Below are 16670 nucleotides of genomic sequence, written 5' to 3'. Positions count from 1 at the left end.
GATGGATTACCCGACATAGTGTATTTCGCCCCCTGTACAGTGGATGGCGATCCGCTGAGAGCCCCGATATTACTGGCCTGCGAGGATCGTTATTCCTTTTTGATCTGCTATTGATCCTATATTGATCTTTATTATTATTCTATCCTGTTGATAACTATGCACAGAGACGTCATGAAGCATTACGATCGAAATGTGAGTAAATTCCGATCCGTTCTAAGAACCGCACTAGCACACTTCTTCCCTTGTAGAAAAAGTTACTTTTTTGACGCAAGCGGCTACAGAGTTATGAGGAGAGAGAGCGGAGAAAATGCAGGAAATGGCGTCACGAAAAAAAGCCGCCAGAGTGACTGACGGCTTTTTATGGTTACTTCAGCTCATCAATTTGGATCATAAACTCAGCGGCTCCGGTCTTGCCGTTCTCTGATGGATAAACCGGCATGAGAAGATTATCACCCATACCCATGTCGATATTAACATTTACAGACTCCCCAGGAGCTGCCTCCGCTCCATTAAACACTATCCCGAAGTTGGCATCCTTACGTACTGAGAGGGTCGCGTTCTGTAAGCCTTTGGCTATTTCACCGTTAGTCTTGCGGAGCATGTTTGTAGACAGATAGGCAAGTGGCACGTTATCAGAGGTTTTGAGCGCCGACTTTACTGCAAGGGTTCGAAGGTTATGCAGCTGTACCAAGTTATTCGGGAGATAACTGAACTTCTGTGTGTAAGTTTTTGTGTTGGACTGGCTGTCCGACACTGTCACACTGAGAGCATAGTTTTCAGAGGGCTCGAAATTCGGGAATATGCGCGGATATTCCGGCGAGTATATGTCTTTACCAGCAGGTGACCAACTGAGTTCAACATTGTCTGATGTCGGTCCGCCAGTTAGCTGGAGACGAGTAATGCGAGGTGTGGTCAGGTTATCGCTCAGTGCAATGCGCAGATTTTCCAGACCATAGACGACGGTGTCATCCTTTACCGGCTTCCCTTCGAAGGTAATAGCAACCGTTGGGGGTGTGGCATCGAGAGCTATCACGCCATAGGTTTTGTTTGTCTGGTTACCGAAACGATCCTGAATATTCACTTCAACGTTGTATTGCCCTTCAGACTGCCGGGAAAGGTCATACTCAATCGTGTAGTTACCCGCGTTTCTGGACTTTTCGACTCCCACAGGCGTCATGCGCTGTTTGGAGTTCTTATCGGTAAGATAGAATCCGAGGAGTCTGAATCCGTCGAACCAATCATTATCTCTGTTGAGATGAGCTTCAACAGTCAGTATCTTAGATGTCGGGCTGTAGGTGATCTCACCAATTTCTGGGACGATTTGATTGTTCCAGCGTGTCATAACCCACTGCTCGACGTATAGGAAATTGAAAAACCAGTCGATACCATTGTCCACGCCTTATGCCACGTGAGCCTTTCTGCTTTTCCCACCACTCCGGTGGTTTCCCTCTCTGTATGGTCGATTTTTATACCGTAACAGGCTGTTTTTTATACTTTCACCGATTCCCGGGCACACTTAGCCTGTGTCAGGCCGGCATATACCTCAGTAGACTGATATCCCGCGCGTTTTTCTTCAGCCCTGATACATTCAGCCCCGCAATGGCCCGGCGGTATACCATCCGGCAGCCACACAGCACGCATTCGAACGGGTCACGACTCAGGAACTGTTTCACCATTTGTGCATAGCACACTTTCGCCACTGGTTCCGGTTTATCCATCCCCAGTGCACGGTACACCTGCGGCAGCTTCTCTCCACACACACGGTTGGCAAGGAACCCGAAGTACCTCACCATCTTAAAAAACTTCTCCGGGATGTGCTGTTTCAGCCTCGCGACCAGCTCACGCTGTGTCAGCGTTTCCGTCGCCGTTTCTCCCGTTTTGTGGTCCAGGTAACGGAAGCTCAGGCTTGCCCCTCCGTTGTAATGAGCCAGTCGGGAAGCCGCTATTGGTGGCTTCTTCAGATAACGACCCAGGTAGCGTGCCGTATTCCGCCCTCCGGCTGTCTTCTTCGACATGTACACATGCCAGTATTTTCCGCCGGATTTCAGCACCAGGCTTCTCCACTGTGATTCCGTCGTGATATGTGACAACGACTCCGGCATTGCCATCCCCTCTGACCACGCTTTCAGAAGCAGCTGCCGCATATTCCACATCCACCGTGAACGCATCGCGTCTTTCAGGAAGCTCAGCTTTTTCCACTGACCATGCTTATTCAGACCTCCACAGGTTACAGACACATGTACATGCGGATGCCAGTTGAGACGACGGCCATACGTGTGGATGGCGCAGAAGATACCGGGTTCCAGCCCCCGTTTTCGGGCGGCATACAGCAGATTCTCCACCGCCAGACGGCACACGTCATTCAGCAGCCAGCGGTTGCTTTCGAACACCGGCCACAGCGTGTCCGGCAGGGTGAAGACCAGATGTACCCAGTCGCAGTCAGGAAGACGATTCAGCTGTGTTGCTGTCCACAGGTCTGTGGCCTTCTTTCCGCAGGACGGGCAGGCACGGCTGCCGCATGAGTTGGTCAGGTACTTTACGTGCTGACAGTCCGGGTTATCACACCCGAACTCTTTTACACCCAGTATCCGTGTGCCGCAGGCCAGCATTTTGGTGACGGCTTCAACCTCGATATCGCGCAGACCGCCCGCATCCAGGAAGGACGTCCAGCACTGGTTGGCTGTGAACAGACGTTTCAGAGGGCGGGGAGTAAAACCGGACAACATGAGGATGGATTAAACCCCGGTATCCTGTAGCAGGGTAAGGGCTGCTGTATCGCCACGGCGCTTCAGGATGGAGGTCGTCACCATCGCAGGTGGTGGGTCCATGGGTTTGAGCATTTTCATCCAGTCCCATTCTCGTTGTGAGAGCTTCTCAGCACCAACAGAGAGCAGAACTGTATCGATACTTTTGCGGGTCAACATAAGGGGATGAGTCCTTAATAAAACAGGTCCTCAGAGCATACATATTCTGCGGGGCGTGCGGCAACAACAGGACGAACCGGGGCGGTTTTCAATTTGCAGCCGCCAGGCTGCCGTGGTTCGTAAAGATGCGGCCTTTGCGGTCAGTATGAATGGGGCGACTGTCATTCCCGGAGATTCGAAAGACATCACAATAGACTTCGGTCAAGGGGATGGCATCCTGATCCCGATCTTCCCGGCCACCAGCGGCAAAGTTGGCGAATCCCGCTTCATGATCGAGCTGCCGCAAATCCAATAAACACCACAGAACCGGCCCCGTCATACGGGGCCTTTTCATGGTGTCTTAACGTAGCCAGAAAGAAACGGAACAGGCTGATTTAGTCGAATGTCAGAGATTGCTGAGAAAACGTTTATCACGCATTTCGCTCCACTGGAGAGAATTTGCTATCGCGCTCCCCGGGTGCAGGGTCTCACGCCCGATCGCCATCAAATTCAAATGCAGCTCCAATTTTTGCGTCTTGGCGTCACCTGGTTACCACCCGCACTCGCCATGGCAGAACTGGAACACCTTCTTAAGGGGTATGACGCCGACCACTGTCGGCTACTGGAAAACGTCCTGGATACAGCCCACCGGCATTACCTGGAGTCCTGTGGACCGCTAAAGAGAGAAGGGGGCCGCGTCGGGAACCGCATATCAGGCACCCGCCACGACGAAGCACATTTGTGTGTACGGTTTATGTCAACACGCTATGAATTGGCCACTGAGCTTTGTGCCGCTTATGTGTGCAGCAGGTATGCTTATGGGTGATCGTACCGGTTACTTCTTGTCTTCCAACGAGGCCAAGCGGCTAATTTCTTTCATACCGAGACGAGCGGCCACGCCCATGGCGGAGGCTTCGAGTTCGGCCTTGCCGTGTGAGACGATTTTGTCCATGGATTCCTGCATCAACTGGGTGCTGAAGGCCAGATTAACCGGCAGGTTGGCGATTGCGCCGGACAGAGACTGATATACTTCTTCAAGCTCGCGCTTTCCTGCCTTGCCTTTTGCCACCAGCAAAGCCAGTGCTTTCAGCTTTTCATTCACTTTCGCCATCTCGCGCTCAGAGGCTTCCCGGATCTGACGCTCATAACGTTCGCGTGTCGACTCAATATAGCCAATCTCCGGCTGGCGCTCATAGTCGCCGCGAATCAAACTGTTAATGGTACACGGCACGCCGTCACTCATTCCGAACGATGTGATCATTGAGGCCCACTGAGCCGGAGACAGACTGACTTTCAGAAGTGGGGAACGGCGTCTGCCTTCCGCCAGCCGATGACGGATCACTCCATCGCGCTCAACCTGCTCTGATTCACTGAAGGTCAGCGTAATCACCTCTTTATGAATGAGGTCGGAGGCATACAAGCGCTGCCCCGTCGTTGTCGTGCGGCTTACCGATACCTGCCCGTATGCCGTGTGACGGGTGATCACCTCTTCCATCTCGTTTTCTGTTACCGTCGGTATTACTGTGTTTTCCATTGTCATGCCCTGAATCGAATTAATGTTGACAGCGTCTGGCGTAATACCGATGTGAGACCGGACTGCCTGGGAACTTTACCCGTATCACTCGCTAAATTGGACGCCCGCTGACCGGAGTAACTCTCTGACATCGTCTGCCAGGAAATACGTTTCTGTTGTGTTGCCCGGGCCATCAAAGAAACAGGTCTCGGGCAACTGAATTGCCTGCGACTGCTGCTGTATCTGTTCCCGGGACTCGTTACTTTCGACGATAGCATCGGCAATGACTTCTGTTGCCCAATCGCGATCAAAGCCAGGCATCGTATGGAGTGATGCCACCATGTCGCTGGGTAAGGCATCGATATAGTCCAGAGCCGCCTGAGCTACCGAAATCAGTTCTTTCATGGTTGTCACCTTACTGTTGTGCTCATTCACCGCGCTTAACTCGCGTGAGCCGATTCTTTACGTTTATTGATAAGAAACTCTTCACCGCACGTTCCGCATTTCAAAATGTATTCTGCGTGCCTGAGTTGCTTTAAGGACATTGCTTTGCAAACGGGGCAGGCAAGGTGTTCTGAAAGCCGACGCATCAGTTGATTAATTTCAGAGCATTGTTCTGGCGTTAACTTGTGGCGGGTTTCCCACTTATAGGTCGCTTCCCGCACGACACGAGCCACGATATTTTTACCCTTCATCACTCTTGTCCTCCGGTGCAGCCAGCCATCTTACTCACTTCCGTGCGCATGTCAGCGAATAATGACCAGGTCAGGACCAAAACTGAATCCATCGCCCATCCGGTCGGAATGCTTCGATACATACGATTTCCCGTACTTCTCCAGGTCTTGCAGGCTTGATTTTGCCAGATTCCATGAATACTCATGCCCCCAGATTTCCCCATCCCGATCAGCAAATCTTGCGGGTTTATAGTTGTCCTTGAGCAGAGCATAGACACGTTCGAGAGTTGGTAATTCTGGACTGGTCTTAACGTTAGATGCGTCAGCGTTCGTCATTATTATGTACTCATTCGAGTTGATGGATAGGGAAGGTTGCACGCGAACTGTGGCGCTCCCCGTTTTACTGATAACCTGTCGGTGCTCATGCACTACGAAATTAGAATGATTGAAGGCACGTCACGCTTCCCGAAAACCTTTTCCCGTTCCGGCGTTTAGGAAGCGAGTATTCGCCGTCAAACCGGTAGATGCCGACCTTAGAGCAGGGTCCTCCGTCTTTAACCAATTCCCAGATGAAATCGGCACGGTCACTGAAATAGCCAGGACCTTCGTCAAAGGATGAAAATTCACTATGCACAACACACAGATCGCCGTGCTGACCGTTGATAAAAACGAAGTGACCTTTATGCTTTTCGCCTGGCTTCGCATCGAGGTGTCCAAACGTTTGATACATTACGGAGGCTTGATGTTCTGCCCCTGTCTTTCCAAGTAATTCACGCATCTCACTCCCCCTTTGCAGTTGCGACCATTGCACGGTAAACATCTGCAAGACGCTGGCTCATTAATCGAGACATTTTTCCAGTGGCCGAAGTTATCTGCTTCCGGCCTGCAATTAGCTGTTCCATCGTGGGAACTACCGGGACGCGGGTCATACCTTCCACTTCTCCTGCGCCAGTAGTGGTAACTTGATCAACATACTGCTCAACCTGATGCTGCTCTTCGTCGGTCCTCCATTATGATTTCTTCAATCAGACGTCTTACAACCCAGTTACTTAGGTTGCTTTGTGACGGAAGGCGCTTATACCTTCCGCCTCGGCCATTTCGTTGCCCGCGCTGAGCATTCCAGCGTCGAAGTACGCCATCGTTAATTTTCGGTGGTAGTGTGGCAACATCGCCCATCTGCCTGACTCCTGTCCTGAATTATTTCACTCGGGGCCAAAATACCGCTGTGTTGTTTGCCAGGTTACACCCCTGGCACCAACAGGGACGGGCTGTTATAAGAAAAGCGGTCTACTGGAGCATCTTCAAATCCGTGGTTCGGCGCATCTGGTGTCAGAACAAGGCCGTCATGTGCCGCGTGAATATGCAGCAGTGAATCACTGCCCGTGTCGATGTGCAGCGTCGGTACACCCCGATCGATCTCAAAAATGAGGCCGAAACAAGTCGTGCCGGATTCATTCACCACTTCACACTGAATGTTTTTCTCTTCTAACAACACCTTCACCTGATAGGACTGACAGTCTTCTTCTGGCAGCTGGGTTTCACCCAGTTGCCAGTCCTGTAACGTCCGGATAATCTCTGAAGGCGTTGCCTGCGATTCCGGCGTCAGAAGCGCATACACCTGCTGGCGGAACTGCTGGCTCAACTCCTCCATCAGGGGATTGTCCTCGCCATCGAAATGTTCTTCCCAGCCATCAGGATCAGCGTGCATCCAAACGTTATGCGTCAGAGACGGTAGTGAGTCGTCAGGGTGTACGATGAGATATGGGGAGCTTTCTTTTGTTTCCAGATAGCGGACAGGCTGGCCATCCAGCAAAGCTTCATCAACTGCCGTACCATCGGTTTCCGGCAATGCGATTTCCGTGACATTGCCGCCGCAATGCTCTGCCACAACACGCCCCAGATCCTCCATCAGTGCGCGATGTTTTTCTGGAGAATCCAGCTCGCCCAATAATTCCGGTTTTACCAGTAATGCAGTAATAATTGTTGCCAGTTCACGAGTTGAAATTAATTTAGCCATGATAGTCATCCTTTCATCTGATGTGTTAATTCTAACAGTTTCGGTTTGCTGGCTAATAACCCGGCGTGAAGTTTTTTAAAAATATATTCGCCCTTTAAACAAAGAGCGAACAATGGAATTAAAAAAGGACAAATTTGTAATTAATGAATCAGGAGGCTGCTTTAACTAATAAGCCAGGGCGACCGTTGGTATACCTGTCAGGCGGCGAAATACCGAATTCATGATTCAGGGAGTCAGTTGAAAGGACCATGCCGCCGTGAGCAGCCTGGACGTGCAGAACTGAAGGATCAGTGTCACCCGCGTTTACATGGACCGAGGGAACACCATTTTCAATTAACAACGTCAGGGCCATTACCAGGCGTGATTCCACATCCTGTACTGCCAGCTGGGCATGACCGCCGAGCGCCATAGTAACGATAAACTCTGCTGAAGACCCGGGCTGTTCGTCGTCGAGGTTGCAGTAATCACGCATTCGTACCACCTGCGAGGGAAGATTAGCATGGTTGGTTTGTGTCTGAAGGAGCATCCGCTGGAGGGCGTAGCGGCGAACTGAGCACTCTTTATGCGTCGGCAATTCATCAGGGCTTTCTTCGTCGCTGCCTTTGATATGGTCAAGCCAGCCATCTCGGGCATGGTGACGCCAGACATTATCGGTGAGGGAGTGCATGTCCGCGCCGGGAGATACGACGAGATAAGGGGTTACATCCGGAGAGGTCAGATAATCGGCCTGGCTTGATTCATCGCGATCCACCGGCATGATCACACCGTCAATCTCTCCTCCGCAATGTTTCGCCACCAGCTCAGCGATATCCTGCATAAATGCTTTATGCGACTCCGGTGTTTTTAATTCATTCATTAATGTGGGTTGCACCAGTAATCCACAGACAATTTCCGCAAGCTCGGCAGGTAATAGACATTTTGGCATGGTTGGTTCTCCTCTTTTTTGAATGAGAACACTCTAACATTCCGGCTTATTTTCCAAATAAGTTGAAGGCATTTATTTTTTTAAAAATTCATATCCAAACTATAATTAAAATAGTCCATTTTAATCTCAGAAAAGTAACTTTTCTAAAGGCTTACCGGGAGGGCATTAACGAGTGTTTCGTAATCACATTTGTGCCAGTTGAAAGCCGGTGTGCATGACCATTGTTTCGTGACCTTAAACCCAGGAATCGTCGAGCGTCTGGGAGAAAGGCTGCGACACCTTCGGTTAAGATGGGTCTTGTGAGTGGGGAAGGGACGCTACAGCCGGAAGACAAACTGAATCTGCCATTTCAGCCCGCGAGTATCCCGACCCTGTGCCACCGTTTTATAGCTAACATTTCTCCTTTACTGTAGCATTCTGCCGTTTCGCCATCCTCTCGGAACTTCGGTATACCGCGAGCGGAATATTTGCCAGTCATATGGCCCTTACTGGTAACCGGAAAAAAGCTTCATGAAGGCGGATAGGAAGTTCCTTAGACGCATATGGTGTTTTTAAATTAACACATAAGCATTGCTACTCATAAGGATGTAAAATAACCATGCCCATTAAGGATGTAATTAAGACCTCATTGGTTTTTTTTTGGTATTTGTAAACAGACAATTCCGAAAATATTTCTCAGTAAAATTGAATCCTGCATATATAAACTGCCTTTAGCAGTGCTGCAAAATTATTTTTAAAAATCTTTCATTCAGGTTATTAGCCAGCGAGACCAATCTGTCATGATTACTTCAGACCAAACCTGAGGAATCAAAAATGGATAAATACTTTGACCAGAGCGGAATTGAAATCGACAACGCTAAGATTCAGTGTATTGATTCAGTAAAAGGCACCGGGGAATATATTTATCGGGTCACTTGCAATAAATGCAAAGGCCGTGGTGAGCGTAAACACTTTTATAGGAGCCGCTGCATGGCATGTAATGGTACGGGCTATAGCCTGGTCACAACCCGTACATGTTACACCCTTTCCGCGTTATATCGCACATACCCGGAAGCGGCACGCAAGATTTCAGCAGCTCAGGCAGTAGTGCGTCAGCGTGCTGTACAATCAAAGACTTCCGCGTTCAATCTGTGGTGTAAGAGCAATCAGGAACTGGTTGACGCCATCACACAGCAAGACGGGGAGAACAGCTTTCTGAACAGTCTGAAATCGACGTTATCACGGAAATATCCATTAAGTGATAAACAACTAACGGTCGCAGCCAGAATTCTCGGGATTTAATAAATCAGCTTCAGGCTTTTATAATTCTTATTTAATTTTACTCATTCCATTACGGAGGAAGATATGATCCATTCATTTAAAGACAGACGGCTGGAAAGCTTTTTCCGTAATGGAAAGTCCACAGCAGGTATTCCTGCTGATCTGTTAAATGCGATTTCATGCAGACTGAAAACGTTAAATAATGTAAAAAACGAACGCGAATTGTTATCAAGTAGTTTGCGTTACGAACGCTTAAGGATGACCGCAAACCGGTACTCTTCCATTCGAGTTAATTCAAAATATCGGTTATTCTTTGTGTGGAATGATGGCGTACATAACGTTCACCTGTCGGCGCATGATTATAAATCGCTAATCCATTAAGGTAAAAAATGAAACTTTTCGGTATTTTATCCAGGGATGCAGGCACGGATGCGATGTTTTATATTCAGACCAGCACTAAACAACAGGCAAGCTTCATATTTGATGCCCTTGTCCCCCGGCTGAATGCGCATTGCCAACTGATCGACCCACTGAATGAAACAATTATACCTTCACTAAGCCGGACGACACTTTCTTTACAGCCCTGGTCCCAGAATACCCAGACACGGACGAGTGAGCTGAAGATGACGACGCACGGTCTGACTCTCTCCGGGGCAGTGATGGTGGAACACTCCCGGCAGATCGTCGACTTCTGCGATAACCTGGGCCTGCGCCTCGATGCACCCACCGGGAAACCCAGCTGGACAGAACTGATCAATGCTGACCTTGAGCAGCTTAATTCCCCGCGTTTGTTCCCCGTCCTTACCCAATCTGGCACGGAAGGACAGTTTCAGATCTATGTCCCGGCACCGGCTGTCATTGACGCCGACGTAGTCATTGCAAGCGTGATCGGCGAGTGTTTTAGCGGCGTTACCCCGTACTGCGTGAACGGCACTCCATATCCGCTGACTGAAAAGCCGCTGATCCGGATGGAGGCACACGTTAGTGACATGCATACACGGGTTTTTGAGCTGACATTCGTCAGTTATAACCTGGCCCTTACTGCGACGGTATATGACAACAATCTGCGCCAGGTTCTGATGCTGTGTGAAGATTTTGGTGTCACCCTTCAGGGGCGAGCGGGTGCATCCTGTCATGCCTACATGCGTAACGAATACCGGCGGCTTGCACATGTAGGTGTTTGCTCACGCTCCGGGGCTGAAGACGATGTCCGCGCTTACAGCTCATATAAAGAGGAAACCCTGATCCGGCAGCTGCTGAATCAGGCGACGGCGGACAGCACATTGATCCCGGCGCGACACGGCCAGCAATTTAACGGTGTGCTGATGAATGCCACCCCGTCATCAGCAACCACCGGATTTATCTACCTGTCACAGGAATTCCCGCAAGGCCAGTTTATGATGACGGCGGAAGTGGTGAATGCCAGCAGCACGCCACGGGGGATCAGTTACATCGAAACGGTGGACGGTTACCGTTTTATTGTGACTGCATACGACACGAGAGCGATGAATTCCCTGACCGAATTTCTTGAAGTTAACGAGACCTATTTTACCCCATACCGCTGGGCGTAGCGCCAGCGCACCGGACAGCCAGGGAGGGCATCCGGAAAAGGTGATTTCACGCCATCAACAGAGCGCGAAACTCGCAGAAAAACAGACTGGCCCTATTTTAATACCCGATCACCGAAGCCAATTGCCTTCCGGGCAGAATGCCTGAGTATACCGGGTCTTAGCGACGTGGGATCAGGGCAGCCGGGAAAAGTAACTTTTGAAAAATTAGACGTGGTCAGTCGGCATGGTGTATTAAATTTCAAATCCTCTGGTTATATTCCTTCTTATAAACAATCCTCCTAATTTTTAAAGCTATCAATCACATCATCAACTATTCGGAAAAATTTTGCCGCAGGTTATTAGCCGTCGAGCGCGTCCTGGTATAATTGCCACATACCAACAGGAGACATCATGAATAAATTAGATATCATTTCCAGTCAGCTTAATTTCATTTCCCTTCTTAATGCTGTCGGTTATTCCGTATCTGATGTTGTATTTAAACGTCACGGTGCATCAACCGACTTTAATGCAGGTTTCTGGACGTTTGTCGCGGAGCAGAAAGATCGCTATATCGAAGTGTCGTGCAGCCTGTCACATCCTACCGCAGAAGGCACGCAGCATATCGATGTGCGCATTGATATGTTTGAAGACCCGATTGATGATGAGATCTCCCGGACTTTAGACACCAACACCTATGCCACGAATTATAAATATATTGAGCGAGTGCCGTTTACTGAATCCGTCAAAAGAGAATTTACCACCAGCCTTGGTGATATTATTTCAGAATAGTGCCAGCTTAATTCACGGCATGGATGCCTGAGATTTTCTTCAAAATATTCTCTTCCGGGTTATTAGGTTTTGAACCCAACCTGGTATTATATATCTACAGGCAATGCCAACAAATAATGAAGCGTCGGAGGCGATATGAGCATTCAGGAATTCGATTTTACCACCTGTGATTTATTTTCCATTCTGGACTCTCTGAATTATTCCCGCGAGGATATTAATGGTCTTACTCCGGCTATTTTCCGGGACGGCGAATTATCGAGAGTCTCTCTCTCTGTCGTCCAGTCTACCCGCTCGGCGGAAATCACGATCAGCCAGCGCGTGAGCACCGCCACAGGTCTCCGCTGCTATGTGCTGTTGATTGCGCAGCATGAAGACCGCATCCACAGTGAAGCCCTCAGCCAAGATGCTGAGGCGCAGTATCAGGTGAATCGCTTTATCCGCAAGATGGCTGAAGTCACGGATGCCAGCACCAAATCGATCAAGAAATGCTCTCAGATGATGAAAAAAATCATAAAGGAGCACCAGTTTAAAGCCAATCCTTCTTTCGGCCAGAGTTTCATCAAGGGTTGATTGAGTCTTGCCCCGGACGCCGGGGCAACGCTGAATAAACCCCTAACCAGCCGGGAGGCGCAGATGCCTGAAAAAAACTTCATTGTCAAAATTGTATGCCGGAATGGCGAGTATGAGCATTCCAGCGTGAAGCTTGTCGCCAGCGATACTGAGGCAAACGCCAGCCAGACGGCATTACTGAATGAGTGTCGCGACGAGGTCGAAGCACTGAGTTTTGAAGACGGCGGAGTGTATGATCTTGGCGGGGAATTCTTCTATCAAGTGAAGAGCTGCCAACAGCTGCCACCGGAGGATGCGGAGATCCTACTTCGTTACCTGTGAACCCGTGGACGGTTGCGTCAGCCGCCGTCCGTTGTAACGCGATCTTGCCTGCCCAGCCCGAGGGTTATGTGGTAATTTCCCGGCAACAGAATGATTCGAAATTAAGGTTATCAGTATGAAAAGTAAATTTGCTGAGCTGCCGGTGAAAAACGGGAAATCCGGTAACTGGACGCTGGACTCCTTTGTGATTACGCCAGAAAAAGCGCAGACCCTGAAGCTTCGCGCCGAATATACAAAGGATCAGGATGAATATATCCCGGCAGGCGTCTACCGGCGTTTGTCCTGTGATAACGAAGTGGTGATGTCCAATACGCCGATGGAGATCCGTACCTGTGAAGCTTTCATTGAGCGAGCAACTGGACGCATCCTGATTAACGGACTGGGGCTGGGAATGGTGCTGCACGCCATTCTTCAGAAGCCTGACGTGACCCACGTGACCGTCATTGAGAAGTCTCAGGATGTGATGAACCTGGTTTCCAAAGCATTTGCTCACGATCCCCGCGTTGAAATTATCCTTGCGGATGCTCTGAAATACTGCCCACCGGCAGGCGTTACCTTCAATGTGTGCTGGCATGATATCTGGCCAGATTTTTCGAGATCAAATCTTGATGAAATGGAAGCGCTCGAACGCAAATATCTCCACCTGTGCGACTGGCAGGACTCGTGGGGTAAAGAGCAGTGTGAAGCTGCCCTGATTCGTTTCGCGGCGCTGGAATCGTCACTGGAGTCCCTGATGCAGAAAGGGAAGTGACCTGCTTCACCGTCTTCCTGCGCCCACTTACGTTGAACTGAATCCATTTTAAGGATGACTGATGAAGAGTTGCTTTTCTAATTTACCTGTTAAAGATGGAACATCCGGTGCCTGGACACTGGACAGCTTCGAAATCTCCAAAGATAAGGCGGTTAGCCTTTTCCTCCGTGCCGCTACGGAGGATATCGACGCGGTTTTACAGCCCGGTAACTATCGCCGCCTTTCAAATGGCAGAAATGTGGTGATGACCAATTTGCCATACGAAATCCAACTCTGTCAGGAGTTCATAAAGCGAGCGACAGGGCACGTCCTGATCAACGGACTGGGGCTGGGGATGGTGCTGCACGCCATTCTTCAGAAGCCGGAAGTTAACAACGTGACTGTCATTGAGAAGTCGCAGGATGTGATTAACCTAGTTGCCGAGGCCTTTGCCCACGATCCCCGTGTTGAAATCATCCATGCGGATGCTCTGGAATACTGCCCACCGGCAGGCGTTACTTACGATGTGTGCTGGCACGACGTCTGGGCGGGATTATCGAGTTCAAATCTCGATGAAATGGAAGCACTCGAACGCAAATATCTCCACCTGTGCGACTGGCAGGACTCGTGGGGTAAAGAGCAGTGTGAAGCCGCCCTGGTCCGTTTTTCAAGGATGGCTGATGAGCAACCTTAACAGCGATTTGATTGCGCGGATCTATGCCGCGTCAGACACCCCGTTAACGAACGAAGAGCTGTATCGCGAGGTACAACGCGAAACGGGGATGTCGGATGCAGAACTACAGAAAATGAAGGCGTTCGGCTCGGACAAAATGCGAACCAGCGGCGTCAAGCATCAGGTTCGCTGGTATCAGCAGACGCTGCGGCAGGCCGGGGTGATCGAGCGTGTCCCGGAAAAGCGGGGCGTCTGGCGCTATGCCTTCAAAAATGACAAGAAGCTGCATGAGTCCTGGGACAAACTGTGCGTCGTTGGCTTCTCAACTTCGCTCGGGGCATCGGTCTTCGGGAATGCGTACGCGTTCTTCAGCAACATCAATGAGCAAATCCATCTCTGCCTTACGTCGCCCCCGTTCCTGCTGCGTAATGCCCGAAATTACGGGCACGGCGGCGGACGCGGTGAGCAGGCGTATATTGACTGGCTGCTGCGGATTCTTGAGCCTATCGTGAAGCAGCTCGTGCCGGGGGGCAGCGTGGCGCTCAATGTGACGCAGGACAGCTTTAATCCAGGCAGGCCATCGCGCTCTCTGTATCTGGAAAGACTGACACTGGCGCTGTGCGATAAGCTGGGTCTTGAGCTGATGGACAGACTGAACTGGGTGAACCGAGCGAAACCCCCGTCGCCGACTCACTGGGCGTGTAAACAGCGTGTTCAGCTCTGTTCGTCTTACGAGCCGGTGCTGTGGTTTACTAATGACGCGCAAAAGGTTCGTTCGAACAACATGCGCGTTCTCCAGCCTCATTCAGAGCAGCATCAGAAATTGCAGGCGTCCGGCGGCGAAAACCGCACTACATTTTACGGGGATGGCGCTTACCAGCTTAAAAATGGCGCCTTCGGCAATAAGACAGAAGGGACTATCTCCAAAAATACGCTTATGTTTGGCAATGCCTGCCCGGATACGCGGCTCTGCCATCGCATCGCCCGCGAACTGGGGTTTCCGCTGCACGGTGCAACGTCACCCACTCGACTCGCCGCATTCCTGATCGAGTTCCTCACCAGGCCTGGTGATCTGGTAGTTGAGCCATTTGCCGGTCTGCACAAAGTACCGGTTGCCGCTGAGCGGCTCGGCAGACGTTGGTATGCAACGGACAAAATAATGGAATGGCTCGGGATCTCGCGCAGCCTGTTTACAGAAATGCCGGGATACCAGAGCAGCCCGATACTCGATGACCTGGTTGCCCTTTACCGTGATGAACTGCGGGAAGGGGGATGAGCTGGGCGGTTTAGCCTGGCCAGCAGCCGGAAGTGACGCCAGCGGGGATGTCCTGCGGCGACGGCGCTGACAGAAAATGATTCAGCAACATACCGGCGTAATGGCCACCAGGATTCTTCTCCCGGATGCCTTAAAAACGACGGCGACAATTTTAATCACTGAAGGGAGTGTGAGCATGAAGAATTTGACTGAACAGGTTTCCCCCATTGAACTGCAAAAGGGCGACCGTGTTGAAGCGTACGGCGCATTAATGGAAGTGATGCACATCGTTGAATCCGGCTGTGATGTCCCCGGCGGCGTCCGCGTTGCCGCCTGCGTCTCGCGGGTTATCGGTGACACCACCGGTACTATTCCGCGTGGATGGCTGGAAACGCCCGAACAAATGTCGGAACGGGGGGCAACCTGGGCCGCAGAGCTTCCGGCTGGGCTGTACTGGAACATTCAGGGCAATGCCCATGCCAGAGTCAGCCGGGTGACGAACTGACGTTATGAGAAAGGTGAAAATATTGCCAGTAGTCACCCATATGGTATAATTGACATACCAAATGGGAGGGTCGGTTATGACTATGAAAGTTTTTTCTCCAGATTTATCCAAAATGAACCCGCACGGCTTATGGCAGGTGGTGGGTCTGGATAATGACGGCATTGCGCTGATGGACAAAATTAGCCACGGACTGGAAGGTAAAGTCGCTCATTCCATTTCTGAATGGGCGAACATCACGCCGTCGGAACTGCGCAAAATGTCCGGCATTCCGAACACCACCTTCAATCGCAGCGTAAAAGCCCGTTTCACTGCGGATCAGAGCGAACGTCTGGTGCGTATTATTCGCGTCATTGAACGGGCTGTAGAGCTGTTCGAAGGCGACAAAGAGGCAGCACAGAAATGGATGAACGAGCCAAACCGTGGCTTGAGCTGGAAGACTCCGGCAGATGTTGTCTCTTCGGAAACCGGCGCACTCGAAGTGATGCGCCTGATCACCCGTATTGAACACGGAGTCTATTCGTGATCCTGTATCGGATGACCAAGACCCGCTATATTACGACTGCATGGTCGGGATTAGGTGCGAAAGAAGCGGGAGGCCGCTGGAACAGTGTCGGCACAGCACTTGTCTATCTGTCCGAGACGGCCTCTCTGACCATGCTGGAGACGCTGGTGCATATCAATGCCCCGCAGCTTCTGGACGCTTACACGCTGCTGAGCATTGATGTCCCGGATGACCAGATCCAGGCCTTTGACTTGAACCTGCTGCCGCCGGGCTGGGCAAGTGAAGATGCGCCCGCAGAACTTGCCCTGTATGGCGATAACTGGGCTGAAAGTGGCTCTTCTGTTGCCCTGCGTATTCCCAGTGCATTATCTCCGGTGGAGTTTAACTACCTTTTAAATCCGGCTCATCCGGCGATTTTTGATCTGATGAAAACCGTCCAGAAAATTCCTTACCAGTACGACACACGGCTGAAATAGTTTCAGG

The 16670-nt window shown here is 50.7% G+C and carries 23 protein-coding genes; 13 read left to right on the top strand and 10 right to left on the bottom strand.

The genetic code is table 11. From position 1 onward, the window contains the following. Window positions 1-364: 364 nt before the first annotated feature. From ACQG11_RS24860 to ACQG11_RS24850, 3 genes are all read right to left on the bottom strand, one after another. Window positions 365-1396: an Ig-like domain-containing protein gene (locus ACQG11_RS24860; protein ID WP_259409762.1), complete on the bottom strand. Its 1032-nt coding sequence runs from the start codon at window positions 1394-1396 to the stop codon at window positions 365-367. 130 nt (window positions 1397-1526) lie between these two features. Continuing rightward, entirely contained in the window at window positions 1527-2726 is a 1200-nt protein-coding gene (locus tag ACQG11_RS24855; protein ID WP_000948429.1) for an IS91 family transposase, read from the bottom strand. Between the two features lie 9 nt (window positions 2727-2735). Continuing rightward, on the bottom strand, window positions 2736-2924 hold the full coding sequence (locus ACQG11_RS24850) for a hypothetical protein (RefSeq protein ID WP_000957857.1): 189 nt from the start codon (window positions 2922-2924) through the stop codon (window positions 2736-2738). Between the two features lie 112 nt (window positions 2925-3036). Here ACQG11_RS24850 and ACQG11_RS24845 point away from each other — a divergent pair, with 112 nt between their 5' ends. Next, complete coding sequence (locus tag ACQG11_RS24845) at window positions 3037-3219, top strand: hypothetical protein (protein ID WP_200442493.1); 183 nt, start codon at window positions 3037-3039, stop codon at window positions 3217-3219. A 519-nt stretch (window positions 3220-3738) separates the two neighbouring features. Here ACQG11_RS24845 and ACQG11_RS24840 read toward each other — a convergent pair. The 7 genes from ACQG11_RS24840 to ACQG11_RS24810 all read right to left on the bottom strand — a co-directional run bounded on the left by ACQG11_RS24840 (window position 3739) and on the right by ACQG11_RS24810 (window position 8032). Then, complete coding sequence (locus ACQG11_RS24840) at window positions 3739-4437, bottom strand: hypothetical protein (RefSeq protein WP_022652135.1); 699 nt, start codon at window positions 4435-4437, stop codon at window positions 3739-3741. An 84-nt stretch (window positions 4438-4521) separates the two neighbouring features. Beyond that, on the bottom strand, window positions 4522-4821 hold the full coding sequence (locus ACQG11_RS24835; RefSeq protein WP_032610385.1) for a hypothetical protein: 300 nt from the start codon (window positions 4819-4821) through the stop codon (window positions 4522-4524). Between the two features lie 35 nt (window positions 4822-4856). Beyond that, entirely contained in the window at window positions 4857-5111 is a 255-nt protein-coding gene (locus ACQG11_RS24830) for a hypothetical protein (protein WP_022652133.1), read from the bottom strand. A gap of 51 nt (window positions 5112-5162) precedes the next feature. After that, window positions 5163-5426: a hypothetical protein gene (locus ACQG11_RS24825; protein ID WP_022652132.1), complete on the bottom strand. Its 264-nt coding sequence runs from the start codon at window positions 5424-5426 to the stop codon at window positions 5163-5165. A 100-nt stretch (window positions 5427-5526) separates the two neighbouring features. After that, window positions 5527-5868, bottom strand: a complete 342-nt coding sequence (locus ACQG11_RS24820; RefSeq protein ID WP_032610383.1) for a hypothetical protein — start codon at window positions 5866-5868, stop codon at window positions 5527-5529. Between the two features lie 462 nt (window positions 5869-6330). Then, the gene (locus ACQG11_RS24815) at window positions 6331-7107 is read right to left on the bottom strand and encodes a hypothetical protein (protein ID WP_022652130.1); all 777 of its coding nucleotides are present in this window, start codon (window positions 7105-7107) and stop codon (window positions 6331-6333) included. Between the two features lie 148 nt (window positions 7108-7255). Then, window positions 7256-8032 (bottom strand): hypothetical protein, encoded by a 777-nt coding sequence (locus ACQG11_RS24810; RefSeq protein ID WP_022652129.1) that lies wholly within the window; start codon window positions 8030-8032, stop codon window positions 7256-7258. An 813-nt stretch (window positions 8033-8845) separates the two neighbouring features. Here ACQG11_RS24810 and ACQG11_RS24805 point away from each other — a divergent pair. The 12 genes from ACQG11_RS24805 to ACQG11_RS24750 all read left to right on the top strand — a co-directional run bounded on the left by ACQG11_RS24805 (window position 8846) and on the right by ACQG11_RS24750 (window position 16663). Continuing rightward, window positions 8846-9313: a hypothetical protein gene (locus ACQG11_RS24805; protein ID WP_022652128.1), complete on the top strand. Its 468-nt coding sequence runs from the start codon at window positions 8846-8848 to the stop codon at window positions 9311-9313. A 63-nt stretch (window positions 9314-9376) separates the two neighbouring features. After that, window positions 9377-9673: a type II toxin-antitoxin system RelE/ParE family toxin gene (locus ACQG11_RS24800; RefSeq protein WP_015063076.1), complete on the top strand. Its 297-nt coding sequence runs from the start codon at window positions 9377-9379 to the stop codon at window positions 9671-9673. Window positions 9674-9915: 242 nt separating this feature from the next. Then, a complete protein-coding gene (locus ACQG11_RS24795) occupies window positions 9916-10863 on the top strand; it encodes a flavin reductase (RefSeq protein WP_224085232.1) in 948 nt (315 codons plus the stop codon). A 390-nt stretch (window positions 10864-11253) separates the two neighbouring features. Then, the gene (locus tag ACQG11_RS24790; protein WP_015063074.1) at window positions 11254-11631 is read left to right on the top strand and encodes a hypothetical protein; all 378 of its coding nucleotides are present in this window, start codon (window positions 11254-11256) and stop codon (window positions 11629-11631) included. Between the two features lie 135 nt (window positions 11632-11766). After that, on the top strand, window positions 11767-12201 hold the full coding sequence (locus ACQG11_RS24785; RefSeq protein WP_015063073.1) for a hypothetical protein: 435 nt from the start codon (window positions 11767-11769) through the stop codon (window positions 12199-12201). 63 nt (window positions 12202-12264) lie between these two features. After that, window positions 12265-12522 (top strand): hypothetical protein, encoded by a 258-nt coding sequence (locus ACQG11_RS24780; protein WP_022652126.1) that lies wholly within the window; start codon window positions 12265-12267, stop codon window positions 12520-12522. Window positions 12523-12637: 115 nt separating this feature from the next. Then, window positions 12638-13273 (top strand): hypothetical protein, encoded by a 636-nt coding sequence (locus tag ACQG11_RS24775; RefSeq protein WP_022652125.1) that lies wholly within the window; start codon window positions 12638-12640, stop codon window positions 13271-13273. A gap of 61 nt (window positions 13274-13334) precedes the next feature. Beyond that, complete coding sequence (locus ACQG11_RS24770; RefSeq protein ID WP_022652124.1) at window positions 13335-13946, top strand: hypothetical protein; 612 nt, start codon at window positions 13335-13337, stop codon at window positions 13944-13946. Continuing rightward, window positions 13933-15201 carry a DNA methyltransferase gene (locus ACQG11_RS24765; protein ID WP_022652123.1) on the top strand — a complete coding sequence of 423 codons (1269 nt, stop codon included), beginning with the start codon at window positions 13933-13935 and terminating at the stop codon, window positions 15199-15201. Before ACQG11_RS24770 ends, ACQG11_RS24765 begins: the two co-directional genes overlap by 14 nt. A gap of 175 nt (window positions 15202-15376) precedes the next feature. Continuing rightward, window positions 15377-15685, top strand: coding sequence for a hypothetical protein (locus tag ACQG11_RS24760; protein WP_022652122.1), 309 nt, complete (start codon window positions 15377-15379; stop codon window positions 15683-15685). Window positions 15686-15767: 82 nt separating this feature from the next. After that, entirely contained in the window at window positions 15768-16208 is a 441-nt protein-coding gene (parS, locus tag ACQG11_RS24755) for a type II RES/Xre toxin-antitoxin system antitoxin (RefSeq protein ID WP_032610495.1), read from the top strand. Then, window positions 16205-16663, top strand: coding sequence for an RES family NAD+ phosphorylase (locus ACQG11_RS24750; RefSeq protein WP_022652120.1), 459 nt, complete (start codon window positions 16205-16207; stop codon window positions 16661-16663). The genes parS and ACQG11_RS24750 overlap by 4 nt, the downstream gene beginning before the upstream one ends. Window positions 16664-16670 lie beyond the last annotated feature (7 nt).

It is taken from the genome of Enterobacter cloacae complex sp. 372C4 (assembly GCF_050030615.1).
Lineage (GTDB): Bacteria > Pseudomonadota > Gammaproteobacteria > Enterobacterales > Enterobacteriaceae > Enterobacter > Enterobacter intestinihominis.
The sequence above is the reverse complement of the archived record's forward strand: the minus strand, read 5'-3'. Positions and strand labels throughout refer to the sequence as shown.